The sequence below is a fragment of the Natrialba sp. INN-245 genome (assembly GCF_009807105.1).
GTDB lineage: Archaea > Halobacteriota > Halobacteria > Halobacteriales > Natrialbaceae > Natrarchaeobius > Natrarchaeobius swarupiae.
On the sequence record NZ_WUBV01000017.1, the window covers coordinates 209,315 to 228,536 of the forward strand.

Consider the following 19,222-nt stretch of genomic DNA (forward strand, 5'->3'; position numbering starts at 1 on the left):
GGTGGTGTGTTAACGGTTCGCTAGAGAAGACGGTCGGATCGGGTAGCTACTCCGATATCGACGGCGGGGCGACCCGGTCCTCGAGTGCGGCTCCGCCCTCGAGCGTGCGGACCGGATAGGGAATGTCGATGCCTTCCTCGTCGAAGCGCTCTTTCACTGCGGTGACGTACTCGCCTTTGATTCGGACGAACTCCCCACGCGAGGGGTTTCCGATCCAGAACCGAGACTGGAGTCCGACGTCGGAGTCGCCGAGTTCGGTCAGTCGCACGGACGGCTCCGGATCCTCGAGGATCTCCGGGTGGGCGTTGGCTTCTTCGACGATGATGTCGGTTGCCTGATCGATGTCGTCGTCGTAGCCGATCCCGAAGACAAACTTGAGGCGGAGTTTCTCGGCGTCGACCGGGTTCTTCAGGACGGTTTCGGTGAGCGCCGAGTTGGGGACTGTCAGTAGTTCGTTGTCGAACGTTCGAACCCGTGTTACGCGGAGGCTGATATCTTCGACGACGCCCTCGTGATCCTCCCACTCTATCCAGTCACCGAGCTGGAACGGCCGATCCGTGTAGATGAACACGCCCGCGACGAAGTTCCTGATGACGTTTTGCATCGCCAAGCCGACCGCGAGCGCACCCGCAGCGGCGATACCGGCGAGCGAGACGAGGAAGTTCCCGAAATCCGCTGCACCGAACGCCGCGGCGAGCGCCACGAAGACGATTCCGAACTTCGCGATCTTTATCAGCGGCCTGCGTGCGTGGCGATCGAGGTCGCGCCTGTCGAACGCTCTCCCGAGCACCGGAAGCACGACGAGACGACCGAGAAGGTAGACGACGAGAAACGCCAGGACGAACAGGAGAACCCGCTCGAGCGCCGCTGCGACGGTCGCGTCACCGAGTACGCGCTCAAGGAGTTCGCCCACGACCCCGATGTCCGACGGTGGATCGGCCTGTCCCGGGAACACGCCGCCGGTCATCGGTAGAACACTGCCGTATGTCCTCTCGTTTCGACCAGTTCCGCGTCGACCCGGTCGGCCAGATCGGTCGCTTTCTCCTCCGTAGAGTCGCCGGCTCTGGCCGCGCGAAGGAGTTTTACCTTCACGAGATCGCGATCCGAAAGCTGATCGTCGAGTTCGTCGACGACCGATTCGATCCCGCTTTTCCCCACCCAGACCGTTACGTCGAGGTCGTGTGCGCGTCGCTTGCGTTCTTCTCGGTCCATACCACCGGTTGAGGGTACCGAATGATTTGAATCTTCTCGAATCGGTATCTCGCGGGCTGTCGTCCACCGTCGCGACGATTCTCCTCAACCATCGTACGGATACCGTGCGTGGGCACCACAGTCGCAGGTGACGACGACGTGTCCGTCCTGAAGCCTGATGCGGGCGTTCGTTCCCGGTCGCAGGTAGGCATCACACGAGTCACAGGTGAACCGTCGAAACGTCCGTGGGAGTTCAAGCCGATTTCGCTCGGCGACGCGGCGTGCGAGCCGAACGTAGTACCGAGCCCGGTCGTCCTCCCCGTCCGCAGCGGCCGCTCGAGCGAGGTCGTGGAGCCGGTCGATCCGTTCGGCCGCGACGTCCATGCGGTCCCTTTCGTCGGTCGACGTATTGGTGTTACGCTCGCGTAGTCGACTCCGGTCGAATTGCAGCGAGGGTCAGCCCACACCGTGCCAGGAATCACGAGACCTCGGACGTGCGTGGTACGGAAATACTGTTATAGACGGGTCAGTTGTATACGACCGTGACTCGTCATCCTCCAGTGGACGACGGTAGCCCGTCGGCGAAATACTGTAATACGACCACTCGCGACCGTTCACCGACACCGGATGACCGGAACGCCTCGACATAGCGGTTCGGATACAGCCCCCAGCGGATCGGATAGCGCCCTCAGCCGCCGCGCGATGCTCGCGGGGACAGCTGGCGCGACCGTCGCAGTCAGCGGTTGCATTCGCCAGTTTCGCAGCACCGTCAACCGCGACGGCGTCGGCCAGCTCTCGGTCTCGATCGCGACCGTCCCGGCCGACAGCGACAGAGAGAGTATCCAGCTTACACGCGCCATCCGCGAATCGCTCGAGGCCGCCGGGATGGACGTCTCGATCGAGATAAAAGCCCAAGAGGAGTTCCTGCGGACGGTCCTGGTCAACCACGATTTCGACGTCTACGTCGCCAACCACCCTGGCGGCGATCCGGACTACCTCTACGAGAGTCTCCACTCCCAGTACGTCGACGAAGCCGGGTGGCAGAATCCGTTCGGATTCGCGAACCTCGCGTTCGACGACCTCCTCGAGGCCCAACGGTCCGCCGACGGCGAGGACCGCGAAGCGGCCGTGGTGACGACGCTCGAGGCGTTTGCCGCCGAACAGCCGTTCGTTCCGATCTGTGTGCCCCAGGAGTATCGGCTCGCGCGGACGGACCGGTTCGACGGCTGGGACGCCGACCTCGCGCCGACGGCGCTTGCCTACCTCGGACTCGAGCCGACAGAGGAGGGGATCGAGAGCCTTCGACTCGTCCACACCGACGCCCGACTCTCGGAGAATCTCAACCCGCTGTCGGTGGAGTACCGGGACGCTGGGACGATTACCGAACTGGTCTACGACTCTCTCGCCGTTGCGGTGCCAAGCGAGGGCAGAATCACGGGCTGGCTGGCCGACGACTGGACGTGGACCGACGGAACGATGTCCGTCGAGCTCCGCGAGGACGTGGCGTTTCACGACGGTGAACGGCTCACCGCCGAGGACGTCGCGTTCACCTATCAGTTCCTCGCGGATACGACCCTCGGCGAGACTGACGTTCCGGCTCCCGCTCCCCTGTTTCGCGGTCGCGTCGCGGCGGTCGACGAGATCGACGTGGTCGACGACGGTCGTCTCGAGTTCTCGTTCGGGGTTGGCGAACCCGCGGCCGAACGCGCACTGACCGTCCCGATCCTCCCGGAACACGTCTGGCGGCCCCGGTCGGAACCGGCGACTGCCAGCGGGGTTCGTGTCGCGGCCGGAACGACGGAGGCGCTCGTGACGGGCAACGTCCCACCGATCGGCAGCGGTCCGTACGCGTTCGTCGACGTTGAGGAACGCGATCACGTCTCGTTCGAGCGCTTCGACGAGCACTTCACGCGTCGGGCGAGCGTCTCGCTGCCCGAACCGACCGTCGAACGTCTCCGGATCGCGATCGATCCGCGCAGCGCGTCAGCGATCGAAGTAATCAACGGAAACGACGCGGACGTCACGAACCGCCCACTCGAGAGCTACGTCGTCGACGACGTACTCGAGACGACTCCCGAAGACGTCGGCGTGCTCGAGTCCCCGTCGCGGCGGTTCTACCACCTCGGGTTCAACGCACGCAAAGCGCCGTTCAGTAATCCGCGGTTTCGACGAGTCGTTGCGGGGCTGATCGACAAGGCGTGGCTGGTCGAGGACGTCTTCGACGGCTACGCGCGACCGACCGCGGTGCCGGTCACGGCAGAGTGGACTCCCGAATCGCTCGCGTGGGACGGCGCGGACCCCGAAACGCCGTTTTTGGGAACCGACGGCGAGGTGGGTGTCTCGGCTGCTGCGGCGGCGTTCGAGGAGGCCGGCTTCCAACACGACGGCGACCACCTCCGGGTGAGACGCTGATGTTGATGCGCGTGCTCACGCAGCTGGTCGCGGTCGTCGCCCTGTTGACGCTCGTCTCGCTCGCGGTCTTCGTTGGCCGATATCGCCTTCGCGATACACGCACGGAGTGGCGAAGCCGCGTTCGAGCGGCCGCCCCGATCGCCGTCGTTCTCGCGGTCGTCTTGCTCGGAAACAGCGTCGCGAGACACCTCGTCCCGGAGCTGTCGTGGATGATCGGCTGGAACCTGACGTGGCCGATCTACGACCTCGAGGGACAGTTCATCATCTGGCTCCAGTCCCAGGCGACGCCGACGCTGACGGCGTACTTCTCGTTCGTCTACATCTACGGCTACGTCTTCTTGCTCGTCTTTCCGGTACTGGCGTACTTCGCACTCTCGAATACGCGGCCGCTGCGCGAGCTCCTGACGGCGTACACGTTGAACTACACGCTCGGACTGGTGCTTTACGTCTTCGTGATCGCGTACGGACCGCGAAACCTGATGCCCGAACTCGTCGACGCACTGTTGTACGATACGTATCCACAGTATCAACACCTGACTCGACAGGTCAACCGGAACACGAACGTCTTCCCCTCGTTGCACACCTCGCTCGCGGCGACGGTTGCGTTTCTCGCCTACCGGACGCGGACGGTGTATCCGAAGTGGTTCGTCGTCGCGACCGTCCTCGCCGTCTCCGTCGCCGTCTCGACGATGTATCTGGGCATCCACTGGTTGATCGACGTTCTCGCTGGAATCGCACTCGCCCACGCAAGCGTCGCGCTCGCCGGTCAGTTCGTCGGACGGTGGTCGCTCTCGGAGCGCCTGAACGGGCGTGTTCCGGCCGTCTCCGACACGGGAGACGACAACGCCCCGCAGGAGGCTCACTCGAGTGATCGCTCCGGGAGCCACAGCGCACACAATAGAGAGTAGCTCCGGGTCACCCACGGCCGCCGTAAACGGCGGCGATTCCGTCTCTGCAAACGGTGGCGGACACCTCGAGCCGCGTCTCGACGCTCCCGAGCGTCGACTACAGTTCCTCGAGCGACCGGAACTTCTGCTCGACCTGGGGCGGTGCGGCACTCGGCCCGTCGCGGATGCGGTGGTCCGGGATCAACAGCGGCGTCGGATTCTCGGCCAGTGCCGTTCTGACGAGAATGACGTCGTCCTCGTCGTCGGGATCGAGGCCCGGCGTCATGCGGACGAGGCTCTCGACGGTGACCTGGTCGCCGTACGGGATTCCCTGTACCTGTTCCAGAACCGCACGCTGGTCGGTCGGAACCGTGAGTCCGACCTGTACGTCCTCGAACGTGACGGGCTCGAGCCCGTCGAGATACTCGAAGATGCACTCGAGAACCGGGTGATCGTCGTCTACGGCCTCCTCGTCCGGGGTCTCGGGGAACGAGACGCTGATGACTCGCCCACTCGCCGCACCGACCTGTACGTACCGGTCTAAGTACGACGATTCTCGCGCGTAGATTCCGGCGTCGGCGTCGTCCATAGATAGTACCTAGCCGGATGGGACTTGAATATTCGCCGGTCCGGATCGATGGCGCAAGTTTTTTGTACATATTAGTACGTCAATGTACAATAATGAACTCCGAAACGGCACTCGCCCCCGCGGTGGAGTCGATTCTCGAGGCCTCACGGGAGCGGGCCGAGGATACCCGTGACTGCGACAACGTCTCCGTCGACGCACGCTCGTTCCCGGACGCAATCGCACAGGCAGAAGCCGAGGGTCGGGTTCCGGTGATCGCGGAGGTGAAACCGACGAGCCCGACCGCTGACGGGACGCGGACCGACGATCCGGTCGAACTGGCCGAAGCGATGGTCGACGGCGGGGCGGCGGCGATCTCGGTCCTCACCGAACCGACGCAGTTCGGCGGTTCACCCGAGGCGCTGACCCGGATCCGCGACGCCGTCGACGTCCCCGTCCTCCGGAAGGATTTCGTCCTCGCGGAGTCGGGGATGGACGTCGTCGCGGCCGACCTCTTCCTGTTGATCGCGCGGTTCGTCGACGATCTCGAGGGGCTCGTCACGGCCGCACGCGATCGCGGGTTCCAGCCGCTCGTCGAAGTTCACGACGGCGACGAACTCGAGGCGGCACTCGCGGCGGGTGCGGAGATCGTCGGCATAAATAACCGCGACCTGGCGCGTCTCGACGTCGACCTCGAGACGTTCGAGACGGTCGCACCGCAGGCACCCGAGGACGTCACGCTGATCGCCGAGAGCGGGGTGTCGACGCCGGCGGACGTCCACCGGATGCGCGCGGCCGGCGCGGACGCCCTGCTCGTCGGGAGCGCGATCATGGACCACGGCGCGGGCGAAACGGACGTCCGCGCGAACACGCGGCGGCTGACTCGAGCCGAGGACGCGACCGATTCAGAACACCAGACATGAGCACGAGCGATCGAGACCACGACGGCGAGGACAGACGCGATAGCACGGCCACGTTCGGCGAGTACGGCGGACGATACGTCCCCGAGGCGTTGATGCCAGCGATCCTCGAACTCGAGGACGCCTACGAACGGTACGTCCTCGCAAACGAGGACGGCTTTATGGACGAGTTCCGCGAGCGAATGCGGGAGTTCGGCGGCCGGCCGACGCCGCTCCAGCGCGCGGATCGGCTGAGCGAGCGCTACGACCGAGAGATCTACCTCAAACGCGAGGACCTCGTCCACGGCGGCGCACACAAACTGAACAACGCGCTCGGCCAGGTACTGCTCGCGAAGTACATGGGCAAAGAGCGGATCGTCGCCGAGACCGGTGCCGGCCAGCACGGGACGGCGACGGCGATGGCGGCGGCTCACCTGGATATGCCCTGTGAGATCTACATGGGGCGGACCGACGTCAACCGCCAGCGGCCGAACGTCTACCGGATGCGGATGAACGGCGCGGAGGTCAACCCCGTCACGGCCGGCAGCGGAACCCTGAAGGAGGCGATCAACGAGACGATGCGCGACTGGGCAACCACCGTCGAGACGACTCATTACGTCATCGGGAGCGTCGTCGGCCCCCACCCGTTCCCGAAGATGGTCCGGGACTTCCAGGCCGTTATCGGACAGGAGGCCCGCGAGCAGATCCGCGAGCAGGCTGGGCGACTCCCCGACAGCGTCGTCGCCTGTGCCGGCGGCGGGTCGAACACGATGGGCGCGTTCCACGCCTTCGTGCCGGACAGCGCGGACTCACGGTCCACGGGTGACTCGAGCGGGGAGCAACGCGACCCGCGAGAGCACGTCGACCTCGTCGCCGTCGAGGCCGGCGGCTCGAGCCTCGAGATCGACGAGGAGAGGGGGCTCGCGCCCAACTCCGCGACGCTCTCGACCGGAACCGACGGCGTGCTTCACGGCGCGATGACCAAACTCCTCCAGCGCGGGGACGGCCAGATCGTCGAATCACACAGCGTCAGCGCGGGACTGGACTACGCCGGCGTCGGCCCCGAACTCTCCCACCTCGTCGAGATCGGCCGCGTGACGCCGGAAAGCGTCGGCGACGAGGCGGCACTCGAGGCGTTCCACCGACTCTCTAGGCTCGAGGGGATCATCCCCGCACTCGAGTCGAGTCACGCGCTCGGCTATCTCGAACAGGTGGCGGGCCCCGACGCCGACGGATCGGCGACTCTGGGCGATGTGGTCGTCGTCAACCTCTCCGGGCGCGGCGACAAGGACCTCGAAACGGTGCTCGAGGAGACCGAAAAACGCGATCTCGCGGCCGCGCCGGACGTGGAGGTGTTCGATCGATGAGCGACGACGCCGCAGTCGAAAGCGAGATCGAGACGGCCATCCGCGACAACCATCCCGCGCTCATCACCTACGTCTGTGCGGGCGATCCCTCCCTCGAGGCGACGGCGGCGTACGTCGAGGCACTCGACCGCGGCGGCGCGGATCTGATCGAACTCGGCCTCCCGTTCTCGGAGCCGATCGCGGAGGGGCCGACGATTCAGGCCTCGATCGACCGCGCGCTCGAGGCTGGCACCACCACCCAGGGCTTTTTCGAACTCGTCGACGAACTCGAGACTGACGCGCCCCTCCTGGTGATGACCTACTACAACATGATCCTCCAGTACGGGACGAACGAGACGCCACACGCGTCGGAAACAGATACCGCTTTCTCGCGGACCACGCCGGGCGTCGAACCGTTCGTCGAACGCGCCGCGGACGCGGGACTGTCGGGGATCATCGTCCCCGACCTCCCGGCCGAGGAAGCCGATCCGCTTTGCGACGCCTGTGACCAGTACGGTCTCGATCTCGTCTTCATCGTCGCACCGACGACCGAAGGCGAGCGCCTCGAGCGGATCATGTCCCAGGTGTCGGGCTTCGCGTACGTCCAGGCCCGACTCGGAACCACGGGGGCTCGTGGGGACGTCTCGAACGCGACCCACGACAGCCTCGCGCGCCTCGCGGAGTACGACGGTGTTCCGAAAGCAGTCGGCTTCGGCGTCAGCGAGGGCGACCACGCCGCAGAGATCGTCGATGCGGGCGCCGACGGCGTCATCGTCGGCAGCGCACTCGTCGACATCGTCGCCGAACACGGCTCCGACGGCGACGCGCCGGCCGCAGACGCCCTGAAAGCGAAAGCCCGCGAACTCAAAGCGGGCGCGATCCGTGGTGCGGACGAAACCACCTCCCCGAAAGACACACCGGAACCAGAACAGCCATAACCGCAAGCTTGCTACACACCCGCAATGACCGCGACAGGTACTCAGGCACGACTCGAGCGAATCGGCACAGATGGATCGTACGTCATCGTCCCGATGGACCACGGTATCACGATGGGGGCCGTCCAGGGGCTGAAAGCGATCGAATCGACGATCGACGGCGTAACCAGCGGCGGCGCAGACGCCGTCCTCACCCAAAAGGGGATCGCTCCGCGCGTCCACGACAACAAAAACGGGAAAGGCTACATCGTCCACCTCAACGGTTCGACGACGATCGGCCCGGACGAAAACGACAAGCGGCTAACTGGCACCGTCGAGGAAGCGATCCGCGCCGGCGCGGACGCCGTCTCCTTTCACATCAACGTCGGCTCGGATCACGAACCGGACCAGATCACCCAGCTCTCGGAGGTCACCGCGGACGCCGACCGATTCGGCATCCCCGTCCTCGCGATGGCCTACGCGCGCGGCCCCGGTGTCGACCCCGAGGATCCCGAGGCACTCGGTCACGCGGTCCGACTCGCCGAGGAACTCGGCGCGGACCTCGTCAAGACCGGCTACAGCGGCGACGCCGACAGCTTCCAGCACGTCGTCGAATCTACCCGACTCCCGGTCGTCATCGCTGGCGGCTCGAAAGGTACCGACCGAGAGACGATCGAGATGGTCCGCGGCGCGGTAGACGCCGGCGGCGCGGGCATCTCGATGGGACGGTCGATCTTCCAGCACGAGAACCCCGAAGCCATCGCGGCCGCCGTCTCAGGCGTCGTTCACGACGACCTCGCAGCGGAGGAGGCCCTCGAGAAGGCGGGACTGGCGCTCGAGGCCTGATCGGGACTGGTAGACCGATTGTACGCCGGCGGCGATGGGACGATCGGTGCGAGAAACCGACTCGACCGTGGTAACGACAGCCAACCGAACGGTGAACCACTACCTACCAGCGCTAGCGTCGTGATACTGCTGACATAACAATATCTCATTCGCTGGAACCGGCGCGTGCAGCGTCCGCACGCTCCCGGTGGCCCTACCGACTCGGCCCTCGTCGACACGATTCGCCGTTGGTGTGTCCGTGACCAGCGGAGCACCGGTTTCCGTGGCTCGCATCCAGCCGAGAACCGCCCACCGCACGCGCCCGGTTCGATTCCGGCGGGGAGCCTATGAGTTCCGACGGCGCGTACACGCGCCTTCGCGTTCCCGTCTCCGTAACGCCCGCCCGCCTCGAGCACCTCTGTTGGGCGCTCGTCGTCGTCTCCCTGGTCGGCGACGTCGTGACGACGTTCGTCGGTCTCCACCTCGGATTGGCCGAGTCGAACCCGATCGCACTCCGTGCGATCGAGGGGTACGGTCTCCTCGGCATGCTCGCGCTCAAAGGGTTCGCCGTCGGCGTTGGACTCCTCTGTCGCCCGCTGCTTCCCGAGGAGTACCGGCCGATTATCCCCGCTGGCCTCGCGATTCCGTGGCTGGGGGCCGTCTGCATCAACCTCTACATGATCTCGCTCGTGATCTGACGGCCGAAAACGAACTCCTCGAGTCGGGGCTACTCGAGGGACCCGTCCACGTCCGATCGGGAACCCTCGAGCGCCCGTCGCCACCCACGAACCTCGGCGAGGATCGCCTCCCACTCCTCGATCGAACCCGGCAGGTCCGCCGTCCGACCGCCGTGGCGCTGATCCTCAAGTCGGTCGTGAACGGTGTCGAACTCCTCGACGTTCCGGAACGCAAACGTCGCGCCACTTGCGGCCTCGATTGTGACGGTGCCGTAGCCGACGACGCGGGCGATCGCGTGCTGGCTCACGGCCGTGTTCTGGACGCGTTCGAGGCCGACGGTGTCGACGTCGACGCCGAGGACGCCGCGTCTGATCGCGATCCGCCGGTCCGTCACGACGTACTCGGTACGGGTGACGCTGGCGAGCGCCCAGAGCGCGACGAGTACGGGGAGGGGGACGCCCGCGAGTGCAACCACCGGCAGGAGTTCGAGGACCACCGCGGCGAGGGCCGCGAACACCCCTGCGGCCGCGAGGCCGACCCACGGATATGCCGCCTGAATCCTGGGCCCGCCACGCCACCGGATCGTCTCGCCGGTGTCCGTGCCGTCGCCTGCGAGCGAGAGCCACTCGAGCGTCTCGTCGTTGGCGTCTGTCGCCGACTCGAGTCGGTCGTCCGGGCTCATCGTGGCGAAGATTGGGGTTCGTCGCGGCCGGTCGAGTCGTCGCGACTCGTCGCCCCATCGCGACTGGTCGAATCGCCGTGGTTCGCCGAGTCGTCACCGCTGGCCGAGTCGTCGCCGTTCGACCACTCGAACGAATCTCGATCGACCGCTTTCGCGGACTCGACTCCCTCGACGCCGGCGTTCGATCCCGCCGCGTCGGATTCCTCGAGCGTCGTCCTGATCGCTCGAAGCTCGTCGCGGATCTCCATGAGGACGTCCGTTTTCGTCCGGTCGCCTGCCTCCTCTCGGTGTTCGCGTTCGATGAGTTCGCTGATCAACTGCTGGACGCTTCTCGGTTCGGGAACCGACTTGAACGACATCTCGACGCCGGATCCACCCGCCGTGCTCACCTCCACGGTCCCGTACCCGAACTGCGTTCCGAGTGCCGACTGGGAGTAGGAGATGTCCTGGACTTTCTCGTGTTCGATCCGCTTGACGTCCCGCGAGAGCACGCCGGTCTTCCGGTAGAGCGCACGGTTCGTCACGACGTAGGCGGTGTTCGTCACCCGGAGGTACTCGCTGACGATGATGAGGATCCCGACGAGTACGATCGCAAGCGGGATGCCGACGAGAAACGACGGGAGAAGCGTTCGTTTGTCGGGGCCATCCGTCCAGACGATCTCCTCGCCCGCCTCGAGTGAAAGCCACTCGAGGTCGTCGATCGACGCAGTGTTCGGCCCGTCGGCGTTGCCGGCCGGATTCGGACTCGAGTCGGTCATCGGCCCTCCTCCGCGTGCTCGCGTTTCAGCGAGAGGACGGTTCGGTCGAACGAACAGACGAGATCGTCGTCCTGATTGAACGCCTCGACGTGCATGGTGACGACGCCGCGTTCGCCGTCCGAGGTTTCGCGTTTTTCCGTGACGGTCGAACGGGCCCGGATCGTATCGTCGTGAAAGACCGGGTTCGGATGTTCGACGTCGTCGTACGAGAGGTTCGCGACGATCGTTCCGTCGGTCGTCTCCGGGATGGAGATGCCGACGGCGAGGGACATCGTGTACAACCCGTTGACCAGGCGTTGGCCGAATTCGGTGCCGGCGGCGAACTCCCGATCTACGTGCAACGGCTGTTGGTTCATCGTCAGATCGCAAAAGCGCTGGTTGTCGCTCTCGGTGACGGTCCGTCGACGGCGATGCTCGATCGTCTCGCCGATGTCGAACTCCTCGTAGTAGCGCCCGCTCATACGATTAAGGGTGGACGACCGGCGTCAAAAACGTATTGTATCGACTACACGAGGACGGTCGCCGAGGGTGGGTCGCCGAGGGCGCACACGGCCTGCGCTCGTCGCTCGCCTCGTTGGTCCTACCTCGCCGTCACCGTCCTGAATGAGTGCTATTAAGAGACCTCGCTGGCATACTCTCGCGTATGGCTACCCAGACGGAGTCGACGGACAAGGGCCTCGGAGTAGCGCTCGCACTCGGTGCGCTCGCAACGATCGGCGCACTCGTGATGCTCGTCAGTGCCCCGGAGATCGAAGCGGCGTGGGGATTCGGTGCTGCAATGGTCTTTAGCGCCCTCGCAGTCGTCGGCATTCACCTGTACTACTGATTCACCCCATTCTTATCCCAACGTTCGGGAATCCTCGCGCTTCAGCGCGGGGTGGATCTCAAGGGTGACCTGCCCGCCGACATCGGGGTGAAATCTGAAAAACAGTTAAGAGCGATTGTCCCCTACTATCCCCCACGGACGATGACCGACTACTCCGACGAAGAGCAGCGAATTCTCTCGTATCTCCGCGAGAACGCCGCCCGCGGTGAACGGTACTTTCGAGCGAAGAACATCGCACAGGCGATCGGACTCTCGTCGAAACAGGTAGGCGTACGACTCCCCCACCTCGCCGAAAAGTCCGACGAGGTCGACATCGAAAAGTGGGGCCGCGCCCGTTCGACGACCTGGAAAGTGACGATTAGCTAGCCACTACTCCGGAGCCCCCGCCTCAGTCCACGTTCTTTTTACTCTCCAGTCCCCCAGATAGAGCCATGACTGTACGGGTCGACCGGTCGTTCGAACTCTCGGCGTCACCCGAGCGCGTCTGGGAGTTTATCGCCGATCCGGAAAACCGCGCCCGGTCGATCAGCGTCGTCGACCGGTACACGACTACCGATGCCGACGGGCGGGAGGTCACCTGGCACGTCGAGTTACCGATCCCGCTCGTTCGCCGGACGATCGCCGTCGAGACCAGAGACGTCACGCGCAGACCGCCGGAGTACGTGAAATTCGTCGGCCGGTCGAAGGGGATGAACGTCACCGGCGAACACGAAATCGTCGAAACGGACACCGGAAGTCGCCTCGAGAATCGGTTCGTCGTCGACGGCAAACTACCCGGCGTCGAACGCTTTTTCAAGCGAAACCTCGACGGCGAACTCGAGAACCTGCGTCGCGAACTCGAGCGAGCGCTTCGGACGACGCGAGGTGACGAGCGTTGACCGACCGATCCGGTTCAGACGGGACGCTTTCGGTCGGGCTCGCCCAGATTCGAATCGACGCCGGAGAGGTCGACCGAAACGTCGATCGAGCCTGTCAGGTGATCGAGGATGCCGCCGATCGCGGGGTCGACCTGGTCGCCCTGCCCGAGGTATTCACCGTCGGCTACTTCGCGTTCGATCGCTACGAACGATGCGCCGAACCCCTCGACGGCGAGACCATGACTCGTCTCTCGGCAGCGGCAGCGGAACACGACGTCGCGGTCCTCGGAGGGAGCATCGTCGAGGACCTCGCCGCGACCGACGGCGTCGAGACGCCGGCCGACGAGGGACTCGCGAACACGGCTGTACTGTTCGACGCGGCCGGCGATCGGCAACTCGTCTACCGCAAACACCACCTGTTCGGCTACGAGTCCGCGGAGTCGGATCTGCTCGTCCCCGGCGAGCGCATCGAGACCGCGACGATCGAGGGCGTGACGGTCGGCGTCTCGACCTGCTACGATCTCCGGTTTCCGGCGCTCTACCGCCGGCTGGTCGACGACGGAGCCGAACTCGTCCTCGTCCCGAGCGCGTGGCCCTACCCGCGAATCGAACACTGGGAGACGCTCTCGAGAGCGCGTGCGATCGAAAACCAATGTTACGTCGCGACGATCAACGGCTCCGGAGCGTTCGACGACGCCACGCTACTGGGTCGATCGACGGTCTACGATCCGTGGGGAGTCGTCCGCGCCTCGAGCGGCGACGAACCGACCCTCGTCACCGCGGAGATCGATCTCGAGACGGTCGAGAGCGTTCGGTCGGAGTTCCCCGCGCTACGCGACCGGCGTCTGTCGTGACGGCTGCGACCGGCGGGAGATGGACGAGTTCGGACGGGATGGCGCCTCGATTACGTCCTGGTTCCCGTTCGTCATCAGCGGCAACCGACCGCTGACTTTTTGTTTGGGGGCCTCGTCAGGTCGAGTGCCGGTAGAAGGCGCTTTTCACGTCGATGCCGGCATTACGCGTCGCTCCGGCCCGTCGCGGCTCGTTTCCCGGGAACGAGCCACCCCACTCCCGTCTCCTCGCCTCGTTCATCCCGTTCGTTCTCGGACTGTGAGAGTCAGCACACCGATCCGAACTGATGCGGAGATGGCCACACGAACAGAGTTGTCGGGTCGATTCGTTCGGTTCGAGTGCGTACGAGCGTAGCCGCTTACCGACTACGAGTCGTCTCGAGTGACGATGTCGGCCGAGAGCCCCTGTGCCATCTCGATCTCTCTCGAGTTGTTCATCGTCCAGGCGGTTCGCTCGGTGACGGCCTCGATCGCTTCGCGAGCGCTCGGATAGCCGTTGCCGGACTTCTTGACGCCGCCGAACGGGAGCTGGACTTCCGCGCCGATACACGGCAAGTTCGCGTACGCGAGCCCCAGATCCGCCCGGTCGCGGAAGTAGTTGATCTGGCGGTACTCCTCGGAGATGATCGCCCCGGCGAGTCCGTACGGCGTATCGTTGTGGATCTCGACCGCGCGCTCGATGTCGCCGGAGTACTCGATCAGGGCGACGTGGGGACCGAAACACTCCTCTTTGAGACACCTGAGATCGGGATCGTACTCGATCTCGTAGACGAACGGGCCGACCCAGTGGCCGTTCGCGTCGCTAGCGCCGTAGTCACCGTCCCCACCAGCGCTCGCCCCGTCGTCCGGAATCTCGTCGTCCGCGAGTTCGAACCGATCGACGAGCACCTCCGCACCCTCCTGTCGGGCCAACTCGTTGTGTTTTCGGATCTTCTCGACGTGGTCGGCTTCGATCACCGGCCCCATGAACGTCTCCTCCTCGAGGGGGTCGCCGACAGCGATATCTTCGGCAATATCGACGAACCGCTCTTTGAACTCGTCGTAGACGTCCTCGTGGACGATCAGTCGCTCTGAGGAGACACAGCGCTGGCCGGTCGTCTTGAAACTCGACATGATCGCCGAGTGGACGGCAATCTCCATGTCCGCGTGTTCGGTGATGACGATCCCGTTTTTCCCACCCATCTCGCAGGCCGCGAGCTTGCCGGGTTCGCCGCCGACCTTTCCACCGATCTCGTGGCCGACCTCGGCGGAGCCGGTAAAGAGGACGGTGTCGACGCGTTCGTCCTCGACGATCGCCCCACCGGCGTCGCCGAATCCCTGTACCATGTTGAACACGCCCTCGGGAACGCCGGCGTCGTCCATCATCTCGGCGATGATCTGGCCACACCACGGCGTCTGCTCGGCGGGTTTCCAGACCACCACGTTCCCCTCGACGAGTGCGATCGCCATGTGCCAGAACGGGATCGCGACGGGGAAGTTCCAGGGCGTGATACAGCCGACGACGCCTCGAGGCTTTCGGCGCATGTAGGCGTCTTTCTCTGGAACTTCCGATGGAACCACGTCGCCGTGGGGGTGGCGGGCGTTGCCGGCGGCCCACTCGACCATGTGCCAGGCTTCGGTGACGTCGGCTTTTCCTTCGCTGATCTCTTTCCCACACTCTTTCGTGACGATCTCGCCCAGTTCCTCGTGGCGTTCGCGTAACTCGTGGTAGATGTCCCAGAGATACTCCGCCCGGTCGATATAGGAGAGCGAGCGCCACTCGTCGAACGCTTCGTGGGCAGCCTCGAGGGCGGCGTCGACGTCGTCGTCCGTCCCGCGTTGGAACGTCGCCAGCGTCTCGCCGGTCGCCGGGTTCTCGCTCTCGAAGCTGTCGCCACCGGAGCCCTCGATCCACTCGCCGTCGACGTAGTGACCGTACACCTGTTCCGTGGCCTGCTGGCTCATACTCGAGGCTACGACGAACCTGGTGAAAAGCCCTGCTGGTCATTCACACGTGCCGAACCACAGCGGTGGCCCGGCGGTACGCAACGCGAGACGGCCGTCCCACCGTCTCGATCACCGCTGTTCCAGGTCGGCCGCCTTCTCGAGTTCGCTGCGCAGACGCGTCGAGTCGAACTCGTGATCCGGGCGAAGGCGGACGAAATCGAGGAATCGGCGGGCCGAGAGCAACTCGTCGGGACCGTACGCCGACGTCGCCGCCCTGACGGCTCGGCGGGGACCGATCCGCGGCTCGAGGACGGCGAGCGCGCAGGCGAGGTCGTAGGCGGTCGTCTCGTCGACGCGGTCTTCGTGGACGCTGGTCGCGTCGATGAAGTACAGTTCGCGCTCACAGAGCAGGATGTTCTCGGCTCGCAGGTCGCCGTGTGCGAGACCGTGGTCGTGAAGCGTCGCGAGCATCTCGAACAGTTCGGATGCCTGCCGATCGACGACCTCGTCGGAGACGGTATCGAGTGACTCGAACTCGGGGAGATACTCGAGGACGAGCACGCCGAGCCCGTTGACTTCGAACGCTTCGATCGGCTGGGGTGCGTTGATGCCGATTTCACGCATCCGCTGGGTCGCCTCGTACTCGTGTTCGACCATCTCACGTGGCGTGTCGAACCGATCGAAAAAACCCCCGGTGCCGGCCGAGACCGCCCCGACGTTCCGTCCAGCCGTCAGGAGAGTGTGGACGAGTGCGTTCTGCCGGGAGACGATCTTGACGAACCACTCATCGTCGATGACACACGGGGTCGACAGCCAGTTGTCTGCCTCGAGAAACTCGACCCGGACGACCTCGCGGTCGTGTCGGTCCGCCAGCGACCGGACCACCCGCTCGATTCGGTCCCACTCGACAGTTCCTCGAGCGAGCTGACGGATATCCATACGTTGGGAGAACGCGACACGGGGTTAAATGCATCCCGAAGTATCGTCACCTCGACCTGTCAGGTGGAGTCCGCCCGATCGTGGAGCAGCCTGCCGCAGTTCGCTCGCCCAGTATTGCACGTCGAAGGCGGCCCCCCTCTTTGACTCTCCAGACGAGCATCAGATCAGAATTATTTTCATCCGTGCGACCATATCGATCGGTATGGACGCTGTCGACAACTTAAGCGACGCGATCGATGCGACGCGGAACCTCCTGTTACCGATTCGAGCGTGGCTGTGGCTCAAGCTCGCGATCGTCGTCTTCTTCCTCGGCGGAACCGGCGGTGGATTTTCGACCGGGGATCCAACCATCGCTACCGACGACGAGATGATTTCGATGGTCCAGGATACGGTGACCGAGGAGATACTGATCGGGTTCGCCATCGTCGCCGCGGTTGTACTCGTCATCTGGTTACTCTTCGAAGCCCTCGGCGCGATCGCCGAGTTCGTCTTCATCGAGGGACTTCGTTCGAAAGAGGTCTCGATCATCAGCTACGCCCTCGACAACATCGGTCGCGCGGTTCGTCTCTTCGTCTTCCGAGTGGGACTTGGTCTGCTCGTGTGGGCGATCGTTCTCGTCCCAGCCGGTTTGCTCCTCTACAGTGCAGGGTGGGACGTCGAGGCAGCGTTCGACGTGGGGACCATCCTGTTGTTGCTCGGAGTCGGCGCACTCTCGTATCTCGTCTTCGCCATCGTGATGCGGTTTACCTCCGAGTTCGTCGCTCCGATCATGCTCCTCGAGTCTCGCGGCGTCCTCTCCGGCTGGAAACGGTTCTGGGGGACGCTCACCGCGAAGCCGAGTGAGTACGTCGTCTACCTGCTTCTCGTCTGGATTCTCCAGCTCGTGATCGGCATCGCAGTCGGATTTCTGATGCTCTTCGTCACGATCATCGTCGCGATTCCGTTCGTTATCCTCGTCGTCGCGTTGCTCGCCCTCGGGGATATCGGTGTCTGGCTCGCGATCATCGCCGGAATCATCGGCGTGCTCCTGTTTTTCGTGATCAGCGCGTTCATCTCCATGCCGGTTCGGACGTACTTCCAGTACTACGCGCTGTTGTTACTCGGCGATACGAACGACGAACTCGATCTCATCCCCGACCAGCGAGCCGAGATCCGCAGCGACGGTGGCCGGGACGAGCCCGGCTCTCCGGCCGGCCGTGAACTCCGCGACGGAACGGATGACGACGACTGGGACGCGGATACCGACGATCGGAACGACGACTGGGACGCGGATACTGACACGCGAGAGGACTCGAGCGACTGGGACGACTCCACCCCGTGGGACGACGACTCGAGCGACTGGGACGAACCCGACGACGGTGAGGACGATCGGGACGACCGCGGCTGGTAACGACCTCCTCTCCACCGAGTCAGCTGGAGACCCGTTCTCTTCGTCGGTGCGTTTATTTCACACGCCGGAAAGTATTGCGTATGGAGTTCGAGCTGCCTGACGAACACCGGATGATCCGGGAGACCGTCAGGGACTTCTGCGAGACGGAGATCGAGCCGATCGCCCAGGAGATCGAAGACGAGCATCGGTTTCCGGCGGAGATCTTCGACCAGCTCGCCGACCTCGACGTGATGGGCGTGCCGATCGCCGAGGAGTACGGCGGGCTCGGCGGCGATACGCTCATGTACGCACTGGTCGCCGAGGAACTCGGCCGCGTCTCCGGCGCGATCGGCCTCTCGTACGTCGCCCACATCTCACTCGCCTCGAAACCCCTCGAGTACTTCGGGACGGACGAACAGAAGCGCCGATGGCTCCGTCCGCTCGCCGAGGGCGAGCACCTCGGTGCCTGGGCGCTGACCGAACCGGAGAGCGGCTCCGACGCCTCGAGTATGAACACGACGGCCGAACGCGACCCCTCCGAGCACAGTTCGGACGACGCGTCGGCGGTCTCGGCCGCCGCGGACGGCGACGAGTGGGTGCTAAACGGGACCAAGCAGTTCATCACGAACGCCAACGTCGCGGGGTCGATTCTCGTCAAGGCCGTCACCGATCCCGAAGCGGGGTACGACGGTATCTCGACGTTCATCGTCGATCCCGACGAAGACGACGGCTTCGAGGTGACGACGGTCTGGGACAAACTGGGACTGAACGCCTCGCCGACCTGTGAAATCCGATTCGACGACGTTCGCCTGCCGCCGGATCGGCTCCTCGGCGAAGTCGGCGACGGCTGGGACCAGACGAAACACACCCTCGACGGGGGCCGGATCTCGATCGCTGCGCTCTCGACGGGGCTGGCCCAGGGTGCCTACGAGCACGCGAGCGCCTACAGTCAGGAACGCGAGCAGTTCGGACAGCCGATCTCCGAGTTCGACGCGATCAGGGACACGATCGTCGACATGCACCGGAAGACCGAACGCGCACGATTGCTCACCTATCGTGCGGCGCGGACGGCGGACGCCGGCGATCCGGTAACCAGGGAGTCGGCGCTCGCGAAACTCGACGCCAGCGAGGCCGCACGCGAGGTGGCCGAAGACGCCGTTCAGGTACTCGGCGGCTACGGCTACACGACCGACTTCGCACCACAGCGGTTCTACCGCGATGCGAAACTCATGGAGATCGGCGAGGGAACGAGCGAGATCCAGCATCTCGTGATCGGGCGCGAACTCGGCCTCTAACG

The 19,222-nt window shown here is 64.7% G+C and carries 22 protein-coding genes; 13 read left to right on the forward strand and 9 right to left on the reverse strand.

The window, feature by feature from the left end:
- Positions 1-46 precede the first annotated feature (46 nt).
- The 3 genes from GRS80_RS05820 to GRS80_RS05830 all read right to left on the reverse strand — a co-directional run bounded on the left by GRS80_RS05820 (position 47) and on the right by GRS80_RS05830 (position 1,575).
- Positions 47-967, reverse strand: a complete 921-nt coding sequence (locus tag GRS80_RS05820; protein ID WP_160046737.1) for a mechanosensitive ion channel family protein — start codon at positions 965-967, stop codon at positions 47-49.
- The gene (locus GRS80_RS05825) at positions 964-1,212 is read right to left on the reverse strand and encodes a YhbY family RNA-binding protein (protein ID WP_160046738.1); all 249 of its coding nucleotides are present in this window, start codon (positions 1,210-1,212) and stop codon (positions 964-966) included. Before GRS80_RS05825 ends, GRS80_RS05820 begins: the two co-directional genes overlap by 4 nt.
- Before the next feature lie 84 nt (positions 1,213-1,296).
- Positions 1,297-1,575 carry a ribonuclease P protein component 4 gene (locus GRS80_RS05830; protein WP_160046739.1) on the reverse strand — a complete coding sequence of 93 codons (279 nt, stop codon included), beginning with the start codon at positions 1,573-1,575 and terminating at the stop codon, positions 1,297-1,299.
- A 243-nt stretch (positions 1,576-1,818) separates the two neighbouring features.
- On the opposite strand from GRS80_RS05830, the gene GRS80_RS05835 reads away from it, so the two are divergent.
- Entirely contained in the window at positions 1,819-3,603 is a 1,785-nt protein-coding gene (locus GRS80_RS05835) for an ABC transporter substrate-binding protein (protein ID WP_160046740.1), read from the forward strand.
- A complete protein-coding gene (locus GRS80_RS05840; protein WP_160046741.1) occupies positions 3,603-4,511 on the forward strand; it encodes a phosphatase PAP2 family protein in 909 nt (302 codons plus the stop codon). The genes GRS80_RS05835 and GRS80_RS05840 overlap by 1 nt, the downstream gene beginning before the upstream one ends.
- Before the next feature lie 97 nt (positions 4,512-4,608).
- On the opposite strand, the gene GRS80_RS05845 is transcribed toward GRS80_RS05840, so the two are convergent.
- Positions 4,609-5,079 (reverse strand): MGMT family protein, encoded by a 471-nt coding sequence (locus GRS80_RS05845; protein WP_160046742.1) that lies wholly within the window; start codon positions 5,077-5,079, stop codon positions 4,609-4,611.
- 92 nt (positions 5,080-5,171) lie between these two features.
- On the opposite strand from GRS80_RS05845, the gene trpC reads away from it, so the two are divergent.
- The 5 genes from trpC (at position 5,172) to GRS80_RS05870 (ending at position 9,737) form a co-directional block, all read left to right on the forward strand.
- Positions 5,172-5,978 carry an indole-3-glycerol phosphate synthase gene (gene trpC, locus GRS80_RS05850; protein WP_160046743.1) on the forward strand — a complete coding sequence of 269 codons (807 nt, stop codon included), beginning with the start codon at positions 5,172-5,174 and terminating at the stop codon, positions 5,976-5,978.
- Entirely contained in the window at positions 5,975-7,321 is a 1,347-nt protein-coding gene (gene trpB / locus GRS80_RS05855) for a tryptophan synthase subunit beta (RefSeq protein ID WP_160046744.1), read from the forward strand. The genes trpC and trpB overlap by 4 nt, the downstream gene beginning before the upstream one ends.
- Entirely contained in the window at positions 7,318-8,238 is a 921-nt protein-coding gene (gene trpA / locus GRS80_RS05860; protein WP_160046745.1) for a tryptophan synthase subunit alpha, read from the forward strand. Before trpB ends, trpA begins: the two co-directional genes overlap by 4 nt.
- Positions 8,239-8,262: 24 nt before the next feature.
- Entirely contained in the window at positions 8,263-9,060 is a 798-nt protein-coding gene (locus GRS80_RS05865) for a 2-amino-3,7-dideoxy-D-threo-hept-6-ulosonate synthase (RefSeq protein ID WP_160046746.1), read from the forward strand.
- A gap of 326 nt (positions 9,061-9,386) precedes the next feature.
- Positions 9,387-9,737 (forward strand): hypothetical protein, encoded by a 351-nt coding sequence (locus tag GRS80_RS05870; protein ID WP_160046747.1) that lies wholly within the window; start codon positions 9,387-9,389, stop codon positions 9,735-9,737.
- A 29-nt stretch (positions 9,738-9,766) separates the two neighbouring features.
- Here GRS80_RS05870 and GRS80_RS05875 read toward each other — a convergent pair whose 3' ends face one another.
- From GRS80_RS05875 to GRS80_RS05885, 3 genes are read right to left on the reverse strand one after another with little or no spacing between them, the layout of a single operon-like run.
- On the reverse strand, positions 9,767-10,399 hold the full coding sequence (locus tag GRS80_RS05875; protein WP_160046748.1) for a PH domain-containing protein: 633 nt from the start codon (positions 10,397-10,399) through the stop codon (positions 9,767-9,769).
- A complete protein-coding gene (locus GRS80_RS05880) occupies positions 10,396-11,157 on the reverse strand; it encodes a PH domain-containing protein (protein ID WP_160046749.1) in 762 nt (253 codons plus the stop codon). The genes GRS80_RS05875 and GRS80_RS05880 overlap by 4 nt, the downstream gene beginning before the upstream one ends.
- Positions 11,154-11,618: a MaoC family dehydratase gene (locus GRS80_RS05885; protein WP_160046750.1), complete on the reverse strand. Its 465-nt coding sequence runs from the start codon at positions 11,616-11,618 to the stop codon at positions 11,154-11,156. The genes GRS80_RS05880 and GRS80_RS05885 overlap by 4 nt, the downstream gene beginning before the upstream one ends.
- A gap of 182 nt (positions 11,619-11,800) precedes the next feature.
- Between GRS80_RS05885 and GRS80_RS05890 the strand changes: the two genes are divergently transcribed.
- The 4 genes from GRS80_RS05890 (at position 11,801) to GRS80_RS05905 (ending at position 13,694) form a co-directional block, all read left to right on the forward strand.
- On the forward strand, positions 11,801-11,983 hold the full coding sequence (locus GRS80_RS05890; protein WP_149079924.1) for a hypothetical protein: 183 nt from the start codon (positions 11,801-11,803) through the stop codon (positions 11,981-11,983).
- A 141-nt stretch (positions 11,984-12,124) separates the two neighbouring features.
- Entirely contained in the window at positions 12,125-12,349 is a 225-nt protein-coding gene (locus GRS80_RS05895) for a hypothetical protein (RefSeq protein WP_124197675.1), read from the forward strand.
- A 65-nt stretch (positions 12,350-12,414) separates the two neighbouring features.
- A complete protein-coding gene (locus tag GRS80_RS05900) occupies positions 12,415-12,861 on the forward strand; it encodes an SRPBCC family protein (protein ID WP_149079923.1) in 447 nt (148 codons plus the stop codon).
- Complete coding sequence (locus GRS80_RS05905) at positions 12,858-13,694, forward strand: carbon-nitrogen family hydrolase (RefSeq protein ID WP_160046751.1); 837 nt, start codon at positions 12,858-12,860, stop codon at positions 13,692-13,694. Before GRS80_RS05900 ends, GRS80_RS05905 begins: the two co-directional genes overlap by 4 nt.
- Positions 13,695-14,057: 363 nt before the next feature.
- On the opposite strand, the gene GRS80_RS05910 is transcribed toward GRS80_RS05905, so the two are convergent.
- A complete protein-coding gene (locus GRS80_RS05910) occupies positions 14,058-15,635 on the reverse strand; it encodes an aldehyde dehydrogenase family protein (RefSeq protein WP_160046752.1) in 1,578 nt (525 codons plus the stop codon).
- Positions 15,636-15,746: 111 nt separating this feature from the next.
- Positions 15,747-16,556, reverse strand: a complete 810-nt coding sequence (locus GRS80_RS05915; protein ID WP_160046753.1) for an RIO1 family regulatory kinase/ATPase — start codon at positions 16,554-16,556, stop codon at positions 15,747-15,749.
- A gap of 202 nt (positions 16,557-16,758) precedes the next feature.
- Here GRS80_RS05915 and GRS80_RS05920 point away from each other — a divergent pair, with 202 nt between their 5' ends.
- Together GRS80_RS05920 and GRS80_RS05925 are read left to right on the forward strand one after the other, a co-directional pair.
- A complete protein-coding gene (locus GRS80_RS05920; protein ID WP_160046754.1) occupies positions 16,759-17,946 on the forward strand; it encodes a hypothetical protein in 1,188 nt (395 codons plus the stop codon).
- Positions 17,947-18,026: 80 nt separating this feature from the next.
- Positions 18,027-19,220 carry an acyl-CoA dehydrogenase family protein gene (locus GRS80_RS05925; protein ID WP_160046755.1) on the forward strand — a complete coding sequence of 398 codons (1,194 nt, stop codon included), beginning with the start codon at positions 18,027-18,029 and terminating at the stop codon, positions 19,218-19,220.
- Positions 19,221-19,222 lie beyond the last annotated feature (2 nt).